Annotated in this window: 19 protein-coding genes and 2 pseudogenes; 10 read left to right on the top strand and 11 right to left on the bottom strand. The window is 66.9% G+C overall.

From position 1 onward, the window contains the following. Positions 1–18: 18 nt before the first annotated feature. Complete coding sequence (locus tag KVT39_RS21685; RefSeq protein ID WP_265183309.1) at positions 19–1,095, bottom strand: NAD(P)-dependent oxidoreductase; 1,077 nt, start codon at positions 1,093–1,095, stop codon at positions 19–21. On the opposite strand from KVT39_RS21685, the gene KVT39_RS21680 reads away from it, so the two are divergent. After that, positions 985–1,743 (top strand): Mut7-C RNAse domain-containing protein, encoded by a 759-nt coding sequence (locus tag KVT39_RS21680; RefSeq protein WP_034183943.1) that lies wholly within the window; start codon positions 985–987, stop codon positions 1,741–1,743. The two genes, KVT39_RS21685 and KVT39_RS21680, sit on opposite strands and share 111 nt — an antisense overlap. A 77-nt stretch (positions 1,744–1,820) precedes the next feature. On the opposite strand, the gene KVT39_RS21675 is transcribed toward KVT39_RS21680, so the two are convergent. Next, positions 1,821–2,057, bottom strand: coding sequence for a hypothetical protein (locus tag KVT39_RS21675; protein WP_034183942.1), 237 nt, complete (start codon positions 2,055–2,057; stop codon positions 1,821–1,823). 401 nt (positions 2,058–2,458) lie between these two features. Here KVT39_RS21675 and KVT39_RS21670 point away from each other — a divergent pair, with 401 nt between their 5' ends. Genes KVT39_RS21670 through KVT39_RS21655 form a run of 4 tightly spaced genes read left to right on the top strand, consistent with a single transcriptional unit; the run spans position 2,459 to position 6,721 of the window. Next, positions 2,459–3,664, top strand: a complete 1,206-nt coding sequence (locus KVT39_RS21670) for an efflux RND transporter periplasmic adaptor subunit (protein ID WP_034183941.1) — start codon at positions 2,459–2,461, stop codon at positions 3,662–3,664. A 7-nt stretch (positions 3,665–3,671) separates the two neighbouring features. After that, complete coding sequence (locus KVT39_RS21665) at positions 3,672–4,370, top strand: ABC transporter ATP-binding protein (RefSeq protein ID WP_034183940.1); 699 nt, start codon at positions 3,672–3,674, stop codon at positions 4,368–4,370. A 21-nt stretch (positions 4,371–4,391) separates the two neighbouring features. Continuing rightward, a complete protein-coding gene (locus KVT39_RS21660; RefSeq protein ID WP_131948796.1) occupies positions 4,392–5,546 on the top strand; it encodes an ABC transporter permease in 1,155 nt (384 codons plus the stop codon). Positions 5,547–5,554: 8 nt separating this feature from the next. Then, a complete protein-coding gene (locus KVT39_RS21655) occupies positions 5,555–6,721 on the top strand; it encodes an ABC transporter permease (RefSeq protein ID WP_217590163.1) in 1,167 nt (388 codons plus the stop codon). Positions 6,722–6,734: 13 nt separating this feature from the next. Here KVT39_RS21655 and KVT39_RS21650 read toward each other — a convergent pair whose 3' ends face one another. The 3 genes from KVT39_RS21650 to KVT39_RS21640 all read right to left on the bottom strand — a co-directional run bounded on the left by KVT39_RS21650 (position 6,735) and on the right by KVT39_RS21640 (position 9,555). Beyond that, positions 6,735–8,066 carry a carotenoid oxygenase family protein gene (locus KVT39_RS21650; RefSeq protein WP_217590162.1) on the bottom strand — a complete coding sequence of 444 codons (1,332 nt, stop codon included), beginning with the start codon at positions 8,064–8,066 and terminating at the stop codon, positions 6,735–6,737. 16 nt (positions 8,067–8,082) lie between these two features. After that, positions 8,083–8,706: a DUF2239 family protein gene (locus tag KVT39_RS21645; RefSeq protein ID WP_217590161.1), complete on the bottom strand. Its 624-nt coding sequence runs from the start codon at positions 8,704–8,706 to the stop codon at positions 8,083–8,085. 117 nt (positions 8,707–8,823) lie between these two features. Then, a complete protein-coding gene (locus tag KVT39_RS21640) occupies positions 8,824–9,555 on the bottom strand; it encodes a glutathione S-transferase family protein (protein ID WP_131948792.1) in 732 nt (243 codons plus the stop codon). 101 nt (positions 9,556–9,656) lie between these two features. On the opposite strand from KVT39_RS21640, the gene KVT39_RS21635 reads away from it, so the two are divergent. The 3 genes from KVT39_RS21635 (at position 9,657) to KVT39_RS21625 (ending at position 13,586) form a co-directional block, all read left to right on the top strand. Beyond that, entirely contained in the window at positions 9,657–10,583 is a 927-nt protein-coding gene (locus tag KVT39_RS21635) for a LysR family transcriptional regulator (RefSeq protein ID WP_306795595.1), read from the top strand. Between the two features lie 202 nt (positions 10,584–10,785). Beyond that, complete coding sequence (locus tag KVT39_RS21630; RefSeq protein WP_034183933.1) at positions 10,786–12,126, top strand: MFS transporter; 1,341 nt, start codon at positions 10,786–10,788, stop codon at positions 12,124–12,126. Positions 12,127–12,188: 62 nt separating this feature from the next. After that, positions 12,189–13,586 carry an enolase C-terminal domain-like protein gene (locus tag KVT39_RS21625; protein WP_131948790.1) on the top strand — a complete coding sequence of 466 codons (1,398 nt, stop codon included), beginning with the start codon at positions 12,189–12,191 and terminating at the stop codon, positions 13,584–13,586. Positions 13,587–13,693: 107 nt separating this feature from the next. Here the strand turns inward: KVT39_RS21625 and KVT39_RS21620 are convergent, their stop codons facing one another. Next, positions 13,694–14,683, bottom strand: coding sequence for an arginase family protein (locus KVT39_RS21620; protein ID WP_217590159.1), 990 nt, complete (start codon positions 14,681–14,683; stop codon positions 13,694–13,696). 81 nt (positions 14,684–14,764) lie between these two features. Here KVT39_RS21620 and KVT39_RS21615 point away from each other — a divergent pair, with 81 nt between their 5' ends. After that, a complete protein-coding gene (locus KVT39_RS21615; RefSeq protein ID WP_254640585.1) occupies positions 14,765–15,448 on the top strand; it encodes a CGNR zinc finger domain-containing protein in 684 nt (227 codons plus the stop codon). Positions 15,449–15,746: 298 nt separating this feature from the next. Here the strand turns inward: KVT39_RS21615 and KVT39_RS21610 are convergent, their stop codons facing one another. From KVT39_RS21610 to KVT39_RS21600, 3 genes and pseudogenes are all read right to left on the bottom strand, one after another. After that, positions 15,747–16,004: a PAAR domain-containing protein gene (locus KVT39_RS21610; RefSeq protein ID WP_217590158.1), complete on the bottom strand. Its 258-nt coding sequence runs from the start codon at positions 16,002–16,004 to the stop codon at positions 15,747–15,749. A 9-nt stretch (positions 16,005–16,013) separates the two neighbouring features. Then, positions 16,014–17,480: a virulence factor gene (locus KVT39_RS21605; RefSeq protein WP_200882428.1), complete on the bottom strand. Its 1,467-nt coding sequence runs from the start codon at positions 17,478–17,480 to the stop codon at positions 16,014–16,016. A 230-nt stretch (positions 17,481–17,710) separates the two neighbouring features. Next, positions 17,711–18,801, bottom strand: a pseudogene (locus KVT39_RS21600) (IS5 family transposase). Positions 18,802–19,198: 397 nt separating this feature from the next. On the opposite strand from KVT39_RS21600, the pseudogene KVT39_RS21595 reads away from it, so the two are divergent. Further along, a pseudogene (locus KVT39_RS21595) lies at positions 19,199–19,699 on the top strand (ATP-dependent endonuclease); the annotation flags it as partial. Between the two features lie 258 nt (positions 19,700–19,957). On the opposite strand, the gene KVT39_RS21590 reads toward KVT39_RS21595, so the two are convergent. Continuing rightward, the gene (locus KVT39_RS21590) at positions 19,958–20,239 is read right to left on the bottom strand and encodes a PAAR domain-containing protein (protein WP_006761785.1); all 282 of its coding nucleotides are present in this window, start codon (positions 20,237–20,239) and stop codon (positions 19,958–19,960) included. A 10-nt stretch (positions 20,240–20,249) separates the two neighbouring features. Continuing rightward, the gene (locus KVT39_RS21585; protein WP_217590157.1) at positions 20,250–21,137 is read right to left on the bottom strand and encodes a DUF4123 domain-containing protein; all 888 of its coding nucleotides are present in this window, start codon (positions 21,135–21,137) and stop codon (positions 20,250–20,252) included. Positions 21,138–21,145: the final 8 nt, after the last annotated feature.

The raw sequence follows: 21,145 nt of genomic DNA, 5'->3' as shown, positions 1-21,145 counted from the left end.
CTCCTGTCGCGCCCGGGATCAACGGCCCGCGCGGCGCAGCGCGACTTCGCCGAGCACCGCGAAATCCTGCTCGCCGCCGCCGTGCGCGAGCGCATCGAGCAGGCTGTCGCGCACGACGCTCGCCACCGGCAGCGGCACCGACGTGGCGTCGCCGGCCTCCAGCGCGAGCCGGACGTCCTTCAGCCCGAGGCGCGCCTTGAAGCGCGCGGGCTCGTAGCGACGCTCGGCGATCATCGAGCCGTAGCCTTCGTAGACGGGCCCCGGAAACACGCTGCTCGTGATCACGTCGAGGAAGTCGCGCATCGCGACGCCGTGTGCGCCCAGCAGCGCGGACGCCTCGCCGAGCGTCTCGATCGCCGACGCGAGCGTGAAGTTCGCCGCGATCTTCGCGACGTTCGCGTGCTGCGGCAGCGAACCGAACCGCCAGGTCTTCTGGCCGATCGCGTCGAACAACGGCTGCACGCGGTCGATCGCCTCGGCCGGGCCGCCCGCCATGATCGTCAGGCGTGCGGCGGCCGCGACGTCGGGCCGCCCCATCACCGGTGCGGCGACGTAATCGATGCCGCGCGACGCGTGCGCATGCGCAAGCGATTCGGCGAGCGCGACCGACACCGTCGCCATGTTCACGTGGATCAGGCCGCGCGGCGCCTGCGCGAGCAGCGCGTCGTCGAACACGGCGCGCGCGGCCGCGTCGTCGCCGAGCATCGAGAACACCGCGTCGCCGCGAAACGCGTCGGCCGGCGTGTCGACAATCTGCGCGCCGAATGCCGCGAGCGGCTCGGCCCGCTCGCGCGACCGGTTCCAGACCCGCACCGTGTGCCCCGCCTTCAGCAGGTTCGTCGCGATCGCCTGCCCCATTTCGCCCAGCCCGATAAACCCGAGATCCATTGCCCGCTCCTTCGCTCCGTGAAGCCGCGAGTTAAACACAGATGCCGGCCGTCTGCAGCGCCTGCCGTCGGCCGGGCGCGGTGCGATACTGCACGGATGGCGACCGCGACCTTCCGCTTCCACGGCGAACTGAACGCCTTTCTCCCGCGCGCGCAGCGCGACCGCGCGTTCGGGCACGCGTGCGCGCGCGATGCGACGGTGAAGCATGCGATCGAGGCGCTTGGCGTCCCGCATACCGAAATCGGCCGGCTCCGCGTGAACGACGCGCCGGCCGCGCTCGACCGGCCGCTCGACGACGGCGACCGTGTCGAAGCCTTTCCGGAGCGCGCGCAGCCGGCGGTAAACGGTGCAACCGCGCCGCAACCGGAACAATGGCGCTTCGTCGCCGACGCGCATCTCGGCGGCCTCGCGCAATTGCTGCGCCTCGCCGGCTTCGACACCTGCTACGACAACCACTACCGCGACGACGAGCTCGCGGCGCTCGCCGGCCGCGAGGGCCGGGTCGTGCTGACCCGCGACCGCGAGCTGCTCAAGCGGCGCGCGGTCGCGCGAGGCTGCTACCTGCACGCGGTGCAGCCGGCCGACCAGTTGCGCGAACTGTTCGAACGGCTCGATCTCGCGCCGCACATGCGGCCGTTCCGGCTGTGCCTGCGCTGCAATGCGCCGCTGCATCCGCTCGACGCGGAGGCCGCCGCGCCGCACGTGCCGGACGGGGTCCGGCAGCGGCACCGGCGCTTTGCCGCGTGCGACGTCTGCCGGCGCGTGTTCTGGGAAGGCTCGCACTGGCGGCGCATGCGGTCGGTGGTCGACGCGATGCGCGCGCCGGCGCCGCCGGCCAGCCCCGGCGACGCCTGAAAAAACAAAACCCCGCATGCCGGAGCATGCGGGGTTTTTCGACGGGCGGCCGGCAGCGCCGGCCCCGGGCGAATCGCTTAGTTCTGCGTGCCCTTGTCGTTCGTGCCTGCAGCCGAAGCGGCGGCGGCCTTCGCCTTGCCCTTCGCCGAACCGTGGGTCTTCAGCTGGTGCTTCGGCTTGCTGTGATCCTTCTTCGCCGGTGCGGAAGCGGGAGCCGCACCGACTGCCGGCGACGACGCCGACTCCTGTGCGAATGCCGAAACCGATGCGAGTGCGAATGCTGCGGTCATGATCGAAGCGAGCGTCTTCTTCATTGTTCTTCCTTTAGCGGAGAAAAAGTCAAACGTACCGGTAAGAGATGCGAGGCATTCGCATCGGAACGCCAGTCGCGCCGGGGTTTCCGGTCGCCGCCGGGCGGCCGGCTTGCGCCGTTTCGCCGCGACAAAGACTGACGTACTGGCTCCATAACGCGCCGCCTTCGCGGCAAGTTGACACGCGGCTTGCGCCTCTCGGGTTTTCCCCGACGACGTCGGTTTCCGGCCGCCCCGGCATGCGTATCCGGCATCGCGCGGCCCGTCCGCCGGCAGCCGCGGCGGCCTGGCAAACCGGCTCTCGCGCGCTGCCCCGCGACGCTATACTGGGCGTCCATCCGTCCCTTTCCCCGGAAACCGGATCGCGGCCGGTCGCCAGACCGCCGCGTCGCGAGGCGCTCAAATTGCCCGATCACAATCTGGACAAACTGAAAATCGACCGGCGTCCGATCGCGCCGGTGCCACGGCGGCGCCGGTGGGTCCGCTATGCGGTCGCAGCCGCGCTCGTCATCGTCGCGATCGTCGCCGGCGTCGCGCTCACCGGCCGGCCGACGGTCGAAACCACGTCCGTCACGTCCGCCTACCCGTACCAGAACGACACGCAGCTCAATGCGACCGGCTACGTCGTGCCGCAGCGCAAGGCCGCGGTCGCGTCGAAGGGCCAGGGGCGCGTCGAATGGCTCGGCGTGCTCGAAGGCACGCGTGTGAAGAAGGACGAGATCATCGCGCGCCTCGAAAGCCGCGACGTCGAGGCGTCGCGGGCACAGGCGCTCGCCCAGGCGAAGGTCGCCCGCGCGAACCTCGGCGTGCAGCAGGCCGAGTTGAAGGACGCCGAAATCGCGTTGCGCCGCACCGCGGTACTCGCGCCGAAGGGCGCCGTGCCGGCCGCGCAGCTCGACATCGACACGGCCCGCGTGAACAAGGCGCGCGCGTCGCTCAACAGCGGCGAAGCCGCGATCGCGTCCGCCGACGCCAATGCGCAGGCCGCGCAGGTCGCGGTCGACCAGACGGTGATCCGCGCGCCGTTCGACGGCATCGTGCTCGCGAAGCATGCGAACGTCGGCGACAACATCACGCCGTTCTCGTCCGCATCGGACAGCAAGGGCGCAGTCGTGACGATCGCCGACATGGACACGCTCGAAGTCGAGGCCGACGTCGCCGAATCGAACATCGCGAAGATCCGCGCCGAGCAGCCGTGCGAGATCCAGCTCGACGCGCTGCCCGACCTGCGCTTCGCGGGTCGCGTGTCGCGCATCGTGCCGACCGTCGACCGCTCGAAGGCCACCGTGCTCGTGAAGGTGCGCTTCGTCGACCGCGACGACCGCGTGCTGCCCGACATGAGCGCGAAGATCGCGTTCCTGTCGAAGCCCGTGTCGGCGCAGGACCGACAGCCCGTGACGGCCGTGCAGGCGAGCGCGGTCGTCGAGCGCGACGGCCGGCCGGTCGTGTTCGTCGTGAAGGACGACACCGTGCGCGCGGCGGCCGTGACCACCGGCATGCGAATCGGCGAGCTGGTCGCGATCCGCGGCGTGAAACCCGGCGATACGGTCGTGCTCGCGCCGGGCGCGAAGCTGAAGGACGGCGCGAAAGTGGCCGTCGCGAAGAAGTAGCGCCAGCGTGAACGACGCACCGCCGCCCCTCGTCGAGATCAGCCACGTCGCGAAGTCGTACCGGCGCGGCAACCAGATCGTGCCCGTGCTGACCGACATCACGCTCGATATCGGCGAAGGCGACTTCGTCGCGCTGATGGGGCCGTCGGGTTCCGGCAAGAGCACGCTGCTGAACCTGGTGGCCGGCATCGACCGGCCCGACAGCGGCGAGCTGCGCGTAGGCGGCCTCGACATCTCGCAGCTCGCGGAGGCGCAGCTAGCCGAATGGCGCGCGGCGAACGTCGGCTTCATCTTCCAGTTCTACAACCTGATGCCCGTGCTCACCGCGTTCGAGAACGTCGAGCTGCCGCTGATGCTCACGCACCTGTCGCGCCGCGAGCGGCGCGAGCGCGTCGAGCTCGTGCTCGACATGGTGAACCTCGGCGACCGGATGACCCATTACCCGTCCGAGCTGTCGGGCGGCCAGCAGCAGCGCGTCGCGATCGCGCGCGCGCTGATCACCGATCCCGTGCTGATCGTCGCCGACGAGCCGACCGGCGACCTCGACCGCGCGTCGGCCACCGACGTGCTCGCGATGCTGCAGCGGATGAATGCCGAGCTCGGCAAGACGATCATCATGGTGACCCACGACGCGCACGCGGCCGACGCCGCGCGATCGGTCGTGCATCTGGAAAAAGGGGAGCTGATCGATGGGCACGCCGGCTGACCGGCTGCGGGAGCGCGCGCGATGTACGTGCTGAAGCTGATCGCGCGCAACGCGCTGCGGCACCGGCTGCGCACGCTGCTGACCGTGCTCGGGCTCACGATCGCGGTGCTGGCGTTCGGGCTGCTGCATACCGTCGTCGACGCGTGGTACGCGGGCGCGGCCGCCGCGTCCAGCGGACGGCTCGTCACGCGCAATGCGATTTCGCTCGTGTTTCCGCTGCCGGTCAGCTACGAGAACCGGATACGCGGCATCGACGGCGTGACGGCCGTGGTCCGCTCGAACTGGTTCGGCGGCATCTACCGCGACCCGAAGAACTTCTTCGCGAGCTTCGCGGTGTCGGAGAACTATCTCGACCTGTATCCGGAATTCATCATCCCGGCGCAGCAGCGCGCCGACTACAACCGCGACCGCCGCGGCTGCCTGGTCGGGCGCCAGCTCGCGACGCAGTTCGGCTTCAAGATCGGCGACGTGATCCCGCTGAAGGGCACGATCTATCCCGGTACGTGGGACTTCGTCGTGCGCGGGATCCTCGATGGCCGCGACGATTCGACGATCACGCGCCAGATGGTGTTCCACTGGGACTACCTGAACGAGACGGTACGGAAGCGCACGCCGAAACAAGCCGACCAGGTCGGCGTATTCGTGCTCGGCGTCGCGAACCCGGACGACGGCGCGACGATCGCGCGCAACGTCGACGCCGTGTTCAAGAACTCGCTCGCCGAGACGCTGACCGAGACCGAGCAGGCGTTCCAGCTCGGCTTCGTCGCGATGTCGAACCAGATCATCGCGGCGATCCGCCTGGTGTCGTACGTGGTGATCCTGATCATCATGGCCGTGATGGCCAACGCGATGGCGATGAGCGCGCGCGAACGCACGGCCGAATACGCGACGTTGAAAGCGCTCGGCTTCGGGCCCGGCTTCCTCGCGCTGATCGTGTTCGGCGAATCGGTCGTGATCGCGGTGGCCGGCGGCGGGCTCGGGATCCTCGCGACGCCGCCCGCCGCGAGCCTGTTCAAGCAGGCGGCCGGTGGCATCTTCCCGGTGTTCAGGGTGTCGGCCGAGACGGTCGTGCTGCAGGCCGCGTGCTCGGTCGCGGTCGGCGTCGCGGCCGCGATCGTGCCGGCGTGGCAGGCGGCGCGCGTGCGCGTCGTCGAAGGCCTGCGGGCGATCGGGTAGGCACGCGCATGACGATCCCGCTTACCTACATCGCGCGCAACCTGTGGACCAGGCGGCTCACCACCGCGCTCACCGCGGGCGGGATGGCGCTCGTGATCTTCGTGTTCGCGACGGTGCAGATGCTCGACGCGGGGCTCACCCAGACGCTCGTGTCGACCGGCGAACCCGACAACGCCGTGGTGATCCGCAAGGGCGCCGAGACCGAGATCCAGAGTTCGATCGACCACCAGCAGGCCAACGCGCTCGAGATGCACCCGGCCGTCGCGCTCGGCCCCGACGGCCGGCCGCTCGTGTCGAAGGAAGCCGTGGTGCTGATCTCGCTCGTGAAGACGTCGAGCGGCAAGCCGTCGAACGTCGTGATCCGCGGCGTGTCGCCGTCCGGCCTCGCGCTGCGCCCGCACGTGAAGCTGGCGGCCGGCCGCATGTTCGCGCCCGGCTCGTCGGAAATCATCGTCGGCAGCGCGATCGCGAAAGGCTTCAGCAGCACGCAGCTCGGCGACAGCCTGCATTTCGCGCAGCGCGACTGGACCATCGTCGGCATCTTCGACGCGGGCGGCAGCGGCTTCGATTCGGAGATCTGGGGCGACGTCGACCAGCTGATGCAGTCGTTCCGGCGCACGAGCTATTCGTCGATGGTGCTGCGCATCCCGAGCGCCGACGGCTTCGCGCGCTTCAAGGCCGACATCGACGTCGACCCGCGGCTGACCGACGAGGCGAAGCGCGAGCAGACCTTCTACGGCGACCAGTCGAAGGCGCTGTCGAAGTTCATCAACATCCTCGGCATCACGCTGTCGACGATCTTCTCGATCGCTGCGATGATCGGCGCGATGATCACGATGTATGCGTCGGTCGCGAACCGCGTCGCCGAGATCGGCACGCTGCGCGCGCTCGGCTTCAAGCGCATGAGCGTGCTCGCCGCGTTCCTGCTGGAAGCGCTGCTGCTCGGCTTCGTCGGCGGCGTCGCGGGGCTCGCGTGCGCGTCGCTGATGCAGTTCGCGTCGTTCTCGACGACCAACTTCCAGACCTTCGCGGACCTGTCGTTCCGTTTCGTGCTGACGCCCGCGATCGTCGTGAAGACGCTGATGTTCTCGCTCGTGATGGGGCTCGTCGGCGGATTCCTGCCGGCAATGCGCGCCGCGCGGCTGAAGATCGTCGACGCGCTGCGCGCGCAGTGACGCGCACGGCCGCTCAGCGCACGCGCGGCACCCACGCGCCGTGGAAGCCGGCCGGCACGCGGCGCGGCAGGTGCACGGTCGCGACCGGCCCCGCATCGATCGCGCGCGCATCGAGGATCACGACGTCGCTCGTATCCGTCGCCGCGCGGTAGACCATCACCAGCAGCCAGCCGTCGTCTTCGTCGACGCCGCCCGGGCGCGGCACGAACACGGGCTCGCCGTTCTGGTCGCCGGCCGGCACCGCGTAGCGCGTCGTCGTGCCGCGCGTGTGGTCGAAGCGCATCACGCCGCGCATTTCCGTATTGTTCGGCTGCTCGGCCGCATACACATAGCGGTAGCGGCGCCCCGTCCGGCTTTCGTTGATCCGCGGCAGCTCGATGCCGCCGTCGTCGAGCGGCCCTTCGTCGATCAGCCCGTTCGCCGTATCGATCACGTAGCGCCACAGCTCGCCGACCGGGTTGTCGGCGAAGCGGCCCGTACGCGCGTCGAGCCGCAGGTACCACGGATAGCGCACCGCATCGAGCACGATGCACGATTCGTCGCAGTCGTACGCGTTCACGACGTGCTGGATGAAGCACGGCTCGATGCCGAACCAGCGCACGTCGCCGCCGTGGCGCGCGATCACGCCGATGCGCGCGGCCCGGTCGTCGTGCCAGCGCAGCGGCATCCGGTGGCCGTCTTTCAGCATCGAGAAGTCGTAGCCGACGTTCAGGTCGAGCAGCAGGCTGCGGGTTTCCGTGATCGCGAGGTCGTGCATCATCGACGGCGCGGGCACGTCGAGCGCGATATCGACGCGCTGCACGCCCTGCGCGTCGACGACGCCGTAGCGCAGCCACGGCGCGCGCCAGTCCGCACGAAACGCGATCAGTTCGCCCGTTTCCGGATCGACCTTCGGATGCGCGGTCATCCCGCCGTCGAAACCCGCATGCCGCTCCGACACGCCGCGCGAATCGAGCGCGGCGGTGATCGCGAACGGCGCGCCGCCCTCCGCCAGCGCGAGCAATTCGCCGGCGTGCTGCAGCACGTTCACGTTCGGATTGGTGTCCGGCAGATGCGGCGCCTGCGCGGGCGCATGCACGGCGGCCCAGCGGCGCGTGCGCGCCCAGCGGTTCCGGTAGCCGGCCGCGCGGCCGTGTTCGAACGCGATCGCGTGCAGCATCGCGGCTTCCGGCCACCACGACAGCACGTCGTTCCCTTCGAAGCGGCCGCCCGGCGGATTCGGGCCGTTGCGCAGCAGCGTGCCGTCGAGTTCGCGCGGGATGGCGCCGGTCACGCGCAGGTCGACGAGATCGACCTCGTCGGCGACCGGCGCGATCGCGCCGCGGTTCAGATCGAATGTGGTCATCGCGTCGGACGTTCCTTCAGCAGTCTTCGGCGAACGGCGGCAGGTCGCCGCGCGCCAGCGCGAGCGCATGGTCGCGTATGTCGTCCGGCCATCCGGCGACCAGCTCGGCCAGCCGTACCGCGTCGTTCGCGTACAGCGCCCGCGCAGCCTCCTCGAAACCGGGCAGGTCGCCCGCCATCGCCGACATGAAGTGGTACGCGCGCGCCTGCGCGTCGCGGCGCCGGTCGGCCTCCGCATGCGTGCGCCGCGCGTCCTCGACGAGCTTGCGCAGCGCGACGGACGCGCCGCCCGGCTGCGCGCCGAGCCATTCCCAGTGACGCGGCAGCAGCGTGACCTCGCGCGACACGACGCCGAGCTTCGGCCGGCCGCGGCCGCGCTGCTCGCCCGCGCCGGCCGGCTCGCCGGCGGCACCCGACGCGTCGCCCGGCGGCGGCGCATAGCTCGCGCGGATATCGTCCGCCGTGCCGCGCAGGTCGAGGTCGATCGAGCGGCCCGTTGCGTCGTCGAAGATCAGGATCGTGCCGGACATTGCATCGCCGGCTTGCCGGACCGCGAGTGCGACCGTCGCGAGCGGGCCCGACGCGAGCCGCCGGTGGCCGTCGAAGGCCGTGTACGAAGGAAGGAGCGTGGAAGTTGTCATCGTGGTCGCCCGCAGGCAGGAATCGGAATGGCGCTATTTTTATCCGGGTATAAATTGGATGTCAATATCATCCGGGTAAAAATATCACCAGCCCCCCCCCACCCACCCTTTGCGCGATCAGATCGTCCGGACCGGAATCGCCAGGCCGTGCGCGCTTGCGAGCACGTCGTCGAGCGACACATGTCCTTCGAACGCCAGCGACGCCGGCAGCGGCAGGTTTTCCTCGACTGCGTGCGCGAAGCGCACGCCTGCGTCGTCGGCGAGCCGCGCACGCAGCGCGGCGATGCGTGGAAACGCGTCGCGCTCGAACACCGCGTGATAGTCGGCCCAGCGGGCGAGCCCGGCGAAGTATGCGTCGGCCAGCGTGCGCTGCGCGCCCAGCAGCCATGGGCCCTCGCCTCGCGCGAGCAGCGCCTCGAGCTGCCGGTGCGCCTTCAGCACCTTGCCGCGGCCGTATGCCTGCAAGGCCGCTTTCTCGGCGCCTTCGCTGCCGTGTTCGTACACATGCCAGAGCGCGCCGAACGCGCTGAAGAACGTCGTGTTCAACCAGGCCAGCATCCGGTTCAGCCGGTCGAAATCCACGCTGCCCTGGCGGAACGCGAGGCCGCTGTCGAGCGCCTGCACGCCGATGTGGCCGAGGATCGCGAGGCTTTCGGTCAGCACGTCGCCGTTTGCGGTCACGAACGCCGGCGTCTCGGCGACGGGGTTCAATGCGAGGAACGCGTCGCTCGTCACGAGGCCCGGCATCGTGATGCGCGACAGCCGGTACGGGTGGCCGGCCCATTCGAGCGCGACGATCGAGCCGAACGAGCAGCCGGCGGGAACGCCGTAGAGAAGGATCGGGGACATCGGGGTATTCCGCGGAAAGTTGAACGAGCGGTCATGCTCCCACGGCGAACGATGACGCAGTAGCCGTTAGAATCGAAACCCGTCGTTTCTTTTTGTAGACGCTGACAGTGAATCTGAACGATCTCTATCTGTTCGTGCAGGCGGTCGACGCAGGCAGCATGTCGGCGGCCGCGCGCCGGCTCGACCTGCCGAAATCGACGGTGAGCAAGCGCGTTGCCGAGCTCGAGCGCACGCTCGGCGCGCGGCTCGTGCATCGCACGTCGCGCAGCTTCCGGCTGACGCCGGTGGGCGCCGAGTTCTTCGACCATGCGCGCGCGGCCGTGATCGAGGCCGAAAGCGCGCGCGACGCGGTGCTGCGGCAGGCCGCCGAACCGGCCGGCATCGTGCGCATCACGAGCTCGGTGCCGGTTGCGCAGCACATCCTCGCGCCCTGCCTGCCGGCGCTGGCCATCGCGCACCCGAAGCTGCTGCTGCAGATTCACGCGAGCGACCGCCTCGTCGACATCGCTCAGGAAGGTTTCGACATCGCGGTGCGCAGCCATTTCGCCCCGCTCCCCGATTCCACGCTCGTGCAACGACCGCTCGCGACGTCGCCGATCATCGTCGTTGCGTCGCCGGGCTATCTCGCGCGTGCCGGCACACCGGACGAACCGGCCGACCTCTCGCGGCACGACGGGCTCCATCCGGGCCAGCAGCCGTGGCGGCTGCAGCGCGGCGGCGACACCGTCGACGTGGCGCCGCGCATCCGCCTGCTGGCCGACGAATCGACACTGCTGCTGCAGGCTGCGATGGCCGGCCTCGGCATGGCCTGCCTGCCCGACTGGATCGCTGGCGATGCACTTGCGTCCGGCGCGCTCGCGCGCGTGCTGCCCGGCTGGCGGGCGGGCACCGTCACGACGACGCTGCTGATGCCGCACCGGCGCGGCCAGTTGCCCGGCGTGCGCGCCGCCGTCGAGTTTCTCGTGCGGCACGTGGAGCGCCATCATGGCGCCGGGGTGGACGGCGCGCGCGCCCGAGCGATCGAATGACTCGATCGATTCAAATGCTGAATCGATCAAGTCAGCAATTGGCATGAAAGCGCAAATATCGACATGACAGAATGGCCCGGACGCCCTGCCTGCATCGGCGTCCGGCGCCCGGCCTCCGGCCGGCGGCACCTGCACCCATAACGCGCGCACCCGACGCGCCTGCCGCACGACGGCAACCTTCCGCCATTCGGAGGAGACAGTCATGAATCCGCTTCAAGCGCTGCCGGCGTCCGCGTCGGCAACGGCCCGGCGCACGCGCGTGCGCTGGCTCGTGCTGGCCGTCCTGTTCGCGGTCACGACGATCAACTATGCGGATCGCGCGGCGATCGCGATCGCAGGACCGAGCCTCGCCCGCGCGCTGCACCTGAGCCACGTGCAGATCGGCTTCATCTTCTCCGCGTTCGGCTGGTCGTACGTGGTCGCGCAACTGCCGGGCGGCTGGCTGCTCGACCGCTACGGGTCGCGCATCGTCTACGCGTTCAGCATCTTCTTCTGGTCGCTGTTCACGCTGCTGCAGGGCGCGATCGGCTTCTTCGGCGGCGCGGCCGCGTTCGCACTGCTGTTCGGGCTGCGCTTCCTGGTCGGCGCGGCCGAGGCGCCGTCGTTTCCGGCCAACAGCCGGATCGTGTCCGCGTGGTTCCCGGCCGCCGAGCGCGGCACCGCGTCGGCGATCTTCAACGCCGCGCAGTACGCGGCGACCGTCGTGTTCGCGCCGCTGATGGGCTGGCTCGTGCACGCGTTCGGCTGGCAGTCGGTGTTCGCGGTGATGGGCGTACTCGGCTTCGCGTTCGTCGCGGTGTGGAACCGCACGATGTACGACCCGAAGGACCACCCGAACATCAACCGCGCGGAACTCGACTATCTCGCCGAAGGCGGCGCGCTCGTCAACATCGACCAGGCGACGGGTGCGCACGGCGGCGGCCCGTCGATGCGTCACGTGAAGGCGCTGCTGAAGAGCCGGATGCTGATCGGCGTGTACGTCGCGCAGTACTGCATCAACGCGCTCACCTATTTCTTCATCACGTGGTTTCCGGTCTATCTCGTGCAGGCGCGCGGGATGTCGATCCTCAACGCGGGGCTCGTCGCGTCGATCCCGGCCGTGTGCGGGTTCCTCGGCGGGATTCTCGGCGGCGTCGTGTCCGACGCGCTGCTCAGGCAGGGCCGCTCGCTGTCGGTCGCGCGCAAGGTGCCGATCGTGCTCGGCATGCTGCTGTCGATGTCGATGATCGTCTGCAACTACACCGATTCGCACGTGCTCGTCGTGCTGTTCATGGCGCTGTCGTTCTTCGGCAAGGGGCTCGGCGCGCTCGGCTGGGCCGTCAACGCGGACACCGCGCCGCGCCAGATCGCGGGGCTGAGCGGCGCGCTGCTCAACACGTGCGGCAATCTGTCGAGCATCACGACGCCGATCGCGATCGGCTATATCGTCGACCGCAGCGGCTCGTTCAACGGCGCGCTCGTGTACGTCGTCGCGCACGCGCTCGTCGCCGTGATCTGCTACCTGTTCGTCGTCGGCGAGATCCGCCGCGTCGAGCTTCATTGAACGGCGCGGGCCGCGCCGGCGCGTCCGGCGGCCCGCGCGCCACCGGAACCAGGAGCGAACCGATGTCCGAATCCCGCCGTGCCGGCACCCCGCGCGTCACGCGCATGCAGGTGATTCCCGTCGCCGGCCGCGACAGCATGCTGCTCAACCTGTGCGGCGCACACGCGCCTTATTTCACGCGCAACCTCGTGATCCTCGACGACAGCAGCGGGCACACCGGCGTCGGCGAAGTGCCGGGCGGCGAAGGGATCCGTCACGCGCTCGAGCGCATGACGGATCTCGTGGTCGGCCAGTCGATCGGACGCTACCAGGCGACGCTCAACGCAGTGCGCGCGGCGCTGTCCGGCGCGGGTGCAGGTGCGGGCCGCACGATCCGGCACGAGGTGACGTCGGCCGGCGAAGCGGCCGTGCTGCGCCAGCCGCACGAGATCAACCTGCGGCTCGACAACGTGATCACCGCGATCGAGGCCGCGCTGCTCGACCTGCTCGGTCAGCATCTCGACGTGCCGGTCGCGGCGCTGCTCGGCGAAGGCCAGCAGCGCGACGCGGTGCCGATGCTCGCGTACCTGTTCTACATCGGCGACCGGCGCCGCACCGATTTGCCGTATCGCGACGAGACGCACGCATCGGACGCGTGGTTCCGGCTGCGCAACGAAGCGGCGCTCACGCCGGCCGCGATCGCGCGGCAGGCCGAGGCCGCGGTCGAGCGCTACGGCTTCGCCGACTTCAAGCTGAAGGGCGGCGTGATGGCCGGCGCAGACGAGATGGAAGCGATCGCGGCGATCAAGGTGCGTTTCCCGGACTCACGCACGACGCTCGACCCGAACGGCGCATGGTCACTCGACGAGGCCGTCGCGCTGTGCCGCGGGCAAGGCCACCTGCTCGCGTACGCGGAGGATCCGTGCGGGCCGGAGGGCGGTTATTCGGGCCGCGAGGTGATGGCCGAATTCCGCCGCGCGACCGGCATTCCGACCGCGACCAACATGATCGCGACCGACTGGCGGCAGATGGATCATGCGGTGCGGCTGCAGGCGGTCGACATCCCGCTCGCCGATCCGCATTTCTGGACGATGCAGGGCTCGGTGCGGCTCGCGCAGCTGTGCCGCGACTGGGGGCTCACCTGGGGCTCGCACTCGAACAACCACTTCGACGTGTCGCTCGCGATGTTCACGCATGCGGCGGCCGCCGCGCCCGGCACGATCACCGCGATCGACACGCACTGGATCTGGCAGGAAGGCGACGCGCGGCTCACGCGCGAGCCGCTCGCGATCGTCGGCGGCAAGGTGGCCGTGCCGGAGCGGCCGGGGCTCGGGATCGAGCTCGACATGGCGCAGGTCGAGGCCGCGCATGCGCTGTACAACGAGGTGGGCGGCACTGCGCGCGATGACGCGGTCGCGATGCGCTATCTCGTGCCGGGGTGGACGTACGATCCGAAGCGGCCGAGTTTCGGGCGGGGATAAGAACGGCGATACGTTCGCGTCGCGCCGAAACGCCCGCCCGCCGCGCTTCGTCACGGACAGGCGGATGGCGGCGTGTGCGCGCCGGGTTCGAACGATCGCGCTCGCTATCAACCGCGCGGCACGGGCAGCGCGGCCACGCCATCGGCGATGCTGCGCGCGATTCGATCGGCGTACGCGAGCTCCGGATCGAGCCCCGGGTCGTAGATGGTGAAGTCGATCCCCGCGATACGGCCCGACGCGACGAGCGGACCGAGCAACGCGTCGAGCCCGTCGAAGTCCAGCCCCGGCGAACCGGGCGAATCCACGGCCGGAAGCTGCGCCTGATCGAGTACGTCGAGATCGACGTGCAGCCAGGCTCGCCCGAGCGCGCGCCGATGCAGCCAGTCGACCAGCTCGCCGGCGACGACGCCGGGCCCGCGCGCCAGCAACTGCTGGATCGTCACGCGCGTGATCGCGGTGCGAACGATATCGCCATACGCAGCCTCGAAGGCGTCGGTTTCGGCATCGCGCTCGCCGATCTGGCACGCGTCGAGATCGTCGACGAGCGGGCCGTCGAGATCCGGCCAGCAGGTCAGCAGCGGCTCCCCTCGCCCGGTCGCCAGCGCGAGATCCATCCCCGCCGCGGAACCGAGCCGCTGCGCGGTGTCGTAGTTGCCGGGATGGAAGAAATCGCTGTGCCCGTCGACGTGGACCAGCCCCCTGCCGCCGGCCCGCCGGTTGCCCAGCAGGCATCCGAGCAGCACGCTGCAATCGCCGCCGAGCACGACCGGAAACGCGTGCCGCCCGAGCGCATCGACGACGTACCCGGCCAGTTCGAGCGAGAAGTCGCGGATCGACACGCCGTTGCGAATGCGCGTGCCGGACTGCGGCTCGAATGCGTAGGCGGGATGCGCGAGCCACGACACGCGCGCGCCGAGACGCGCGGCGAGGCCGGTGGCCAGCAGCACCTCGGGGCCGCGCCAGGTCTCGGGCTCGCGGCCGACCGCGTTCGGCCGCAGGCCGAGGCTGCTGGGCGCGGCGATGAACTCGACCGGGCGAGCGACGCCGGTTTGCGGATGCCCGTCCTGCAGGTCGGGTGAAGCGGTCGACACCGTCATGATTTCTCCTCGCACGATCGCCGGCCCGCCGGGTGTGCTAACCTTTTAAATTGTTATGAAAGGTTAGCATCGATTTGCCCCATGTCCAACACGTCAGCGGTGATGGAAGCCCATACGTTCGTGGCCCGCGATTTCGTTGGCGGCCACCTGGTCCTCGACTTCGTGAATACGGTGACCGGTCGCGATCGGGCGCCGCGCGACTGGCTGCCCGACTACGATGCCTGGCTCGCGTGGCTGGCCGCGTCGTCGACCCTGCCCGCGCGCGACCTGAAGCAGCTCGCGGCCCGCGCGGCCGAAGCGCCGGCTGCTGCCGACCGCGCGCTGCGCGACGCCAAGCGCCTGCGTGAAGCGCTGTTCGGCATCTTCGGCGCGCTCGCGCATGAAGTCCCGCCGGTCGCGGCGGATCTGGAAACGCTGGAGCAGGCATGGCGACGTGCGATCAGCGGCCGGCGGCTGGTCGCGATCGAAGGGCGCGTCGCATTCAGCGACCCGCCCGACACGGCAGGCGTGGTGGACCTGCATCTGCCCGCCCACCGAATCGCGCTCGGCGCCGTGACGCTTCTCGATGCGTTACCGAATGGGCGGTTGAGGATGTGTGCAGGATCGAATTGCGCGTGGCTGTTCATCGACAGTTCCAAGACGGGACGCCGCAAGTGGTGCGACATGGCGACCTGCGGCAACGTCGCGAAGGCCCGACGGCACTACCGTGCGGTGAAGCGTGCGCCGGCCGGATCGGCACGCGGGCGCGACGCGATCAATGAATAGGATCGAGGCTGCCGGGTGCGGTCGCCCCATGCAGAGCGCCCTGAAAACAAAAAGGGCTCGGTTTTGCGACCGAGACAGGACGGAAGTTCTTGCACTCGGCGGGTACCATCTTCCTGCACTTGAGCTCTCGCCCGTCAAGGCGTTCCCGCAGCAGAGTGTTGGCGCGTGACGCACATCTTTTTGCACTTGGTCAGGGCTGCTCCGATATCTCCGCTCTATGTTCTTTCAAAGAGGTGCGGATCGAACGAAGCGATACTGCGCTGCTCCGGGGAAGTCGGGATGTGTCATCACGTCCGGCTTAGGCAAGCCCAGAGGTGGGTACGGAAGAAATCAGCACCGCGCCGCACGACGTTTTATGACCGTCGAACGACGCTGGGGCGCCCTCCACATCAAAACCTGCCTCAACATCGACGATCACAACCTCGCCATGCAGCGGGCACGTACAGCGATCTCCCTGGCGCGCGACAGCGCGCCCCATGACTTCACTGTTCGCGGCACCGGTCTCCACACGACCACCGTGGCTATGCACGTCGCCTACACGAATGATGCCGCGCATGGATGCTCCTCAGTACGAGTAACCCTGGATGCCGTAGTTCGTGTCGTGACGGCGCCCCCACCACGGGAGATAGGCGTTGTCTTCGCCGCGTGCACGGAACCAGTCGCCGTTCGGGTTGATCGGTGTGAGCTTGGACGGCGGAAGGATGACAACGGCGGTCGGATGGCCAGCGTCCGTTGTGCCGGCAACCAGCGCATTGCCGCCGAAATGATTGATCCGGCCGATCGCGAGTGCGACGTTCGTCAGCGCCGTACCGGCGCCCATGTCGCCGAGCAGCGCCGGCGTGTTGAAGACCTGCTTCGTATAGTCGAATTCAGGCAGCGTTTCCGTGAGCGTCTGCGACAGCGAGGCCAGACGCGCCGATGCCGAATCGCTGCCCTTGCCCGCATCGTGCACGACGAACTGGATGCTTGCAGGGTCGACGTTGGCGTTATGGGCAGCCTGCGCGATCGTCGCCTTCCATGCCTGGACAGCACGCGTGGTGCCGGCCTTCGCCTCGTAGTCGCTCACCTTGCCCGTTGCAGCCTTGCCGATCCATGCGAGCGGCTCGCGTTCGGTCTTCAGATCAGGGCCGGCGAGAAACAGCACGGTGAGGTTTTCGTTCATCTGCTCGTCTTTGGGCGGAAAACTTGGCGCGTCCCAGTTCATCACCCACACGGTTTCTTTGGGATGCGCCTGCAGATAGGCCAGCGCTGCGTTCAGTGACTTGAAGCCAGCATTGGCACCGCCGACGTGGATTTGAATGTCAGCAGGCAGATCCTTGCTCCACAGATCCTTGGCGGACTGATTACCAATTTCAAAGTAATCCTTGATCTGATACGCCAAATAATCTTTCGCCTCTTTCGATGCCAGTCTCTGTGGTATTGCAAACTCGACCCGAATGCCCGCGAGTTCTCTCCAATGGCGAGGGTCCTGTGGCTTGACTGTGTAGAAATATTGACTATTCATCACATATTTCGTAGCAAACAGACCTAGAAGCGTGTCGATATACTTCTCGTAGTATCCATCGAGGCGCTCCCTTCCATTGTTCCCGTCCGCAACAATAGCGACCGGTTTAACTGATGAAAAGCTTTGAGGGTCTGTTCTGACCATGTCGTCGTTCTTATTCGGCTTGACAAGCCCCATGGTCCACAGCAGTTGCCATTCCGTCGGATAGTCACGACGTTGCAGGGGATTGAGCCATTCCAGACCGACAACCTGAGCGACAAATGGCTTCTCTTCGGCTGGCGCCGCTGGTTTCGGAGTCGAAATGGGCTGTGCGGCCTCCGCAGTCGAAGATGACCAAGCCGTGGCGAATGCAAAAGCTGCAATTCCCGCCAGCGCCGGTAGCCCTATCCATCGTGTCATTTCCTCTCCCATGCTTCGAGTCTGCGGGCCGTGGCCGAACGTTTCGATTGCCACGACACCCATCACCAGTAGTACTGCGATGAATGCCAGTGCAAACCGTCTTGACCGGGAGGCAATCAACGATCTCATGCGACCTCCCCAATACTGAGCAATGTACCACCCTGCCGTGTGTCGTCTATCGAGTCAGGGAGCTTTGCCTCGGAGTCTTTAACAGGCCGTTGAAATACCCATCGACCGGATTCAGACCACTCATCGCAAATGACATGAATTCGCTCAACGGCTCGGCAATTTTGTTGCGTCACGCCGGGTTCAGCGGTAGAGCCCGGCCGGCGAAGGTATTTCCCGCCAGATTTCCTGCATTACGCGCCCTGCGGACGCATGAATCCCAACGTTCTCAGCCGCGTCAGGTTGTAGGCCGCCATCGTCAGCGTGAGCAACTGATCAACTTTCTCCAAGCCTCTCACCATCACCTGTCGGATCGGCCCGATCCGTTTGCCCCAGCCGAAGCACTGTTCGATGCATTTCCGTTTGCGCTGGCTCAGTGCGTAACCGAGATGCCGCGTCGTCCGACCATCGATTGCACTTCCGCCGGTGCGCTTCGTGTTGCGTGCGACGTGCGGCGTCACGTTGTATTCGCGGCAGGCCTTCACAAATCCACGCGTGTCGTACGCTTTGTCTGCGCCCACCGTAATACGCACGTCCGAACCCGACACATCGCGCAGCATGTCCGTCGCCACTTTGCGTTCCGCTCGGCCATTCGCCTCGCTGGCCTGAACGTTCACGACCAGACCGCGCCGGTTATCCGTCAGCACATGGCCCAGGTAACTCGGCAAGGCTGGCGCGGCATTGCTCTTGCGATAGAGCCGGCTCTCACCGTCGCTCTTCGATTCGTGCGTTTCATTACTGCGCGATTCGCCATGCCAATTGTCAGGCGGACGATCATCGTCCCCGCCATCCTTGCGCCGGATGCTCTTGTGGCTGGCCCACGCATGGATCAAGGTGCCGTCCACACTGAAGTGCTCGCCCGACAGCAAGCCGCGTTTATGCGCCGTTTCCACCGTCGCGTTGAACAGGTCAGTCACTCGTCGAACTCGATCAGTCGATCCCGGTTCTTGCTGAACACCGAGTGATTCCACACCGCGTCCTCGATCGACAGGCCGACGAACCAACGGAACAAAAGGTTGTACGAGATCTGCTCGACCAGTTGCCGCTCGCTGCGAATGCTGTATAGCACCTGAAGTAGCATCGCCCGCATCAGCTTCTCCGGCGCAATGCTCGGCCGACCGCCTTTGATGTCCGCTTCGTACATCGCCGAGAACTTGGCATCCATATTCGACAGCGCCTCGTTCATCCAAGTCCGGATCGGGCGCAGCGGATGCGTTTGCGGTACGAACTCCTCCAGTCTGACTGTACTGAACAGGGATTCGTTGTAGCTGTCGGTGCCTCGCATGCTGCCTTCGTGCCTTGGGATCGGGTTCGCTACATCGTGACGGATCGGCGGGGGTATTTCAACGGCCTGCTAGGGTCTAGGGGGAAAAGCGCCGGGAACGACCGGCGCGCGGTTCGTTGCACGTTTGCTGAACCCGGACTCAAACTTGAAGAGGGGGAGAGGCACGAACACCCGAGCCCGATTCGGAAGTTGACCGTGGCATTGCGCAGTTTCCAAACGTGCGGATCGTTGAAGGGAAGACCCCGGAAGAACTTGCACTCGGCCGATTTTTCGCGACGATGGTCAGGCATGTCCTTGACGCTAAGCCGGTCACACAACGGCGTCGTCGTTCGCCTGAGTTCCGATAACGACTGTCTCTGTAGTCTTCGGCAAAAGACACAAGGAGCCGGAATCAGCAATGAAGATCCAATCCGTTCGCATAAGAAACTTCCGCACGTTAAAAGACGTGACCATCCCCTTCGATTCCGTCACCACGTTCATCGGACCGAACGATACCGGGAAGTCAACTGTGCTTCGTGCGCTCGACTGGTACTTTAACGGTAAGCCCGTCTCGCTGACTGAGAAGGACTGTTCCCTCGGGGCCTCTACCGAGAACATCGAGGTTCAAGTCACGTTCACCGATCTCACCGCCAAGAACCGTGAAGCACTTGGCAAGTACGCGCCGGACGGCGTTGCTACATTCACTGCATGGAAGCGCCGGTCATCTGACGGCTCAGAGGTGCTTTCGGCGAATGCGAAGGGCTTTCCAGAATTCAACGCAATCAAAGCCGCCGGCAGTGCGGCAGCAAAAAAGGAACTGTATGCCGATCTCCGCAGTAGCCGTCCGGACCTAAACCTCCCTGCAGCCAATACAGGTACCGCCGTCGATCACGCGATGACGAGCTGGGAGTCCTCCCATAAGCACCAAACGAATCGCGCCATGCGGCCGCTTGCCGCTCACCGCACAGCCGGGTGCGTTTACGGCAACAGGACGAAGCCATCCGGAGGGCTGCCCGCGCCCTATGGCTTGTAGAAAGAGCGTTAGTCGGGGCGCCCGACTGAGTGGTCACGGCTACGCGGCGGTGCGTTGCTCGCCGTGCGTGCTCTTAGGCAGCCTTGCCGGTTACCGAAGAAATCGAATCTGTGCCATACCAGGTCCGCTTCGGACGTCGTTGGTTCAGTCGCCGACGCGGGCGGTCATGCTGCCAATCAAGGTGCACCCGCACTCGGTATGATGGCCGTGCAACGCGACGCGCTGGCCATCGATCGTTACCGTCGGATGCGCCTCGATAATTTTGTTGATGCCGTGCGGTCGACCGTCCGGATATTTTTCGGGACAGTCCACCAGGTCATGCAGGCGTGCAATCTTTTTGCCGTCAATGCTATGGGTTTCCGAACCGGTGATCACTCGCCCTCCATGCGAGGTTTCATCACCGACCACGATCATCTGTAATGCCATCTTGCCCCCCTTATAGCGTGACTGACTGCGGCGCAGGCTCCGTGTCGCGCGCCGTCAGTATCTCAACCTCTGCCCAGACATTCATCGGGACCCGAGCGATGGCGACGCCGAACAATTCGTGCGACTGCTGACGCCGAGTTAGCAGATCATGGACAAACTGATGCCGATCAAAATCGATGCCGTACAGGTAGGTGTACTGGCAGAAAACTAGGCGATCCCCCGGCTCAGTGATTCCCCACTGCACCGCGCGGTGGTATCGGGGAATGAAGTCCTCAAACCGGTCAAAATACGGGCGATCGCCGTTGGCATCACCGGACTCGATCAGTGCTGCAAGAATCTCGTCCGGCTCCGTATGTGCCGTGAGGACGTCAATTTCAGCCTGCTCGAGCTGGACCATGACGGAGCGGCATATCCGCGCGCTGGAGGTCGAATCGTTTTGGATGCGCTGCCACGCCTTGTGGCGCCCCCGATACATCCACTGCTCGATCGGGCTCATGAACATGGCGCGAACCTGATCGCCCCATGCGTCAAAAACCACCCCCGTGTTACGCGGGTCAAAGAACCGGACCATAGCGGTCATGTTGTCGCCAATGTCCGCAAACAGGAACGCTTGCAGGTGCGTGACGAGCGCATCCATTTCGACCCGGCTCCAGATCAACGACAGACATGGACTTTGAAGGTCGAGTTGATCGAGCTCCGCAAACCAGTCCGCATCCGTGTCGCTCACCGGCACCAAGAACAGCGAAGCGGGTCCGAGCTCCTCTTCGGGCAACCCGGCGAAAACGGAGCGGAACGGTACGCCGGAGCGTTCGAGTAAAGGCACGACCTTCGGCGGACATACCGCCGCGTCGATCAATCCCATCAGGCGCGTTGGCGGGGACGAAGTCTTTAGTTCCATCGAAGATC

Origin of the sequence: Burkholderia sp. GbtcB21, assembly GCF_019091065.1 — a bacterium.
GTDB lineage: Bacteria > Pseudomonadota > Gammaproteobacteria > Burkholderiales > Burkholderiaceae > Burkholderia > Burkholderia pyrrocinia_C.
The sequence above is the reverse complement of the archived record's forward strand: the minus strand, read 5'-3'. Positions and strand labels throughout refer to the sequence as shown.

Coding starts and splice junctions, on each gene's coding strand:
- KVT39_RS21615 (WP_254640585.1), top strand. CDS start 14,765: ATGTCCAACACGTCAGCGGTGATGGAAGCCCATACGTTCGTGGCCCGC.
- KVT39_RS21630 (WP_034183933.1), top strand. CDS start 10,786: ATGAATCCGCTTCAAGCGCTGCCGGCGTCCGCGTCGGCAACGGCCCGG.
- KVT39_RS21685 (WP_265183309.1), bottom strand. CDS start 1,095: ATGCTTCACCGTCGCATCGCGCGCGCACGCGTGCCCGAACGCGCGGTC.
- KVT39_RS21605 (WP_200882428.1), bottom strand. CDS start 17,480: ATGAGATCGTTGATTGCCTCCCGGTCAAGACGGTTTGCACTGGCATTC.
- KVT39_RS21625 (WP_131948790.1), top strand. CDS start 12,189: ATGTCCGAATCCCGCCGTGCCGGCACCCCGCGCGTCACGCGCATGCAG.
- KVT39_RS21675 (WP_034183942.1), bottom strand. CDS start 2,057: ATGAAGAAGACGCTCGCTTCGATCATGACCGCAGCATTCGCACTCGCA.
- KVT39_RS21585 (WP_217590157.1), bottom strand. CDS start 21,137: ATGGAACTAAAGACTTCGTCCCCGCCAACGCGCCTGATGGGATTGATC.
- KVT39_RS21640 (WP_131948792.1), bottom strand. CDS start 9,555: ATGTCCCCGATCCTTCTCTACGGCGTTCCCGCCGGCTGCTCGTTCGGC.
- KVT39_RS21650 (WP_217590162.1), bottom strand. CDS start 8,066: ATGACCACATTCGATCTGAACCGCGGCGCGATCGCGCCGGTCGCCGAC.
- KVT39_RS21620 (WP_217590159.1), bottom strand. CDS start 14,683: ATGACGGTGTCGACCGCTTCACCCGACCTGCAGGACGGGCATCCGCAA.
- KVT39_RS21680 (WP_034183943.1), top strand. CDS start 985: ATGGCGACCGCGACCTTCCGCTTCCACGGCGAACTGAACGCCTTTCTC.
- KVT39_RS21660 (WP_131948796.1), top strand. CDS start 4,392: ATGTACGTGCTGAAGCTGATCGCGCGCAACGCGCTGCGGCACCGGCTG.
- KVT39_RS21655 (WP_217590163.1), top strand. CDS start 5,555: ATGACGATCCCGCTTACCTACATCGCGCGCAACCTGTGGACCAGGCGG.
- KVT39_RS21590 (WP_006761785.1), bottom strand. CDS start 20,239: ATGGCATTACAGATGATCGTGGTCGGTGATGAAACCTCGCATGGAGGG.
- KVT39_RS21610 (WP_217590158.1), bottom strand. CDS start 16,004: ATGCGCGGCATCATTCGTGTAGGCGACGTGCATAGCCACGGTGGTCGT.
- KVT39_RS21645 (WP_217590161.1), bottom strand. CDS start 8,706: ATGACAACTTCCACGCTCCTTCCTTCGTACACGGCCTTCGACGGCCAC.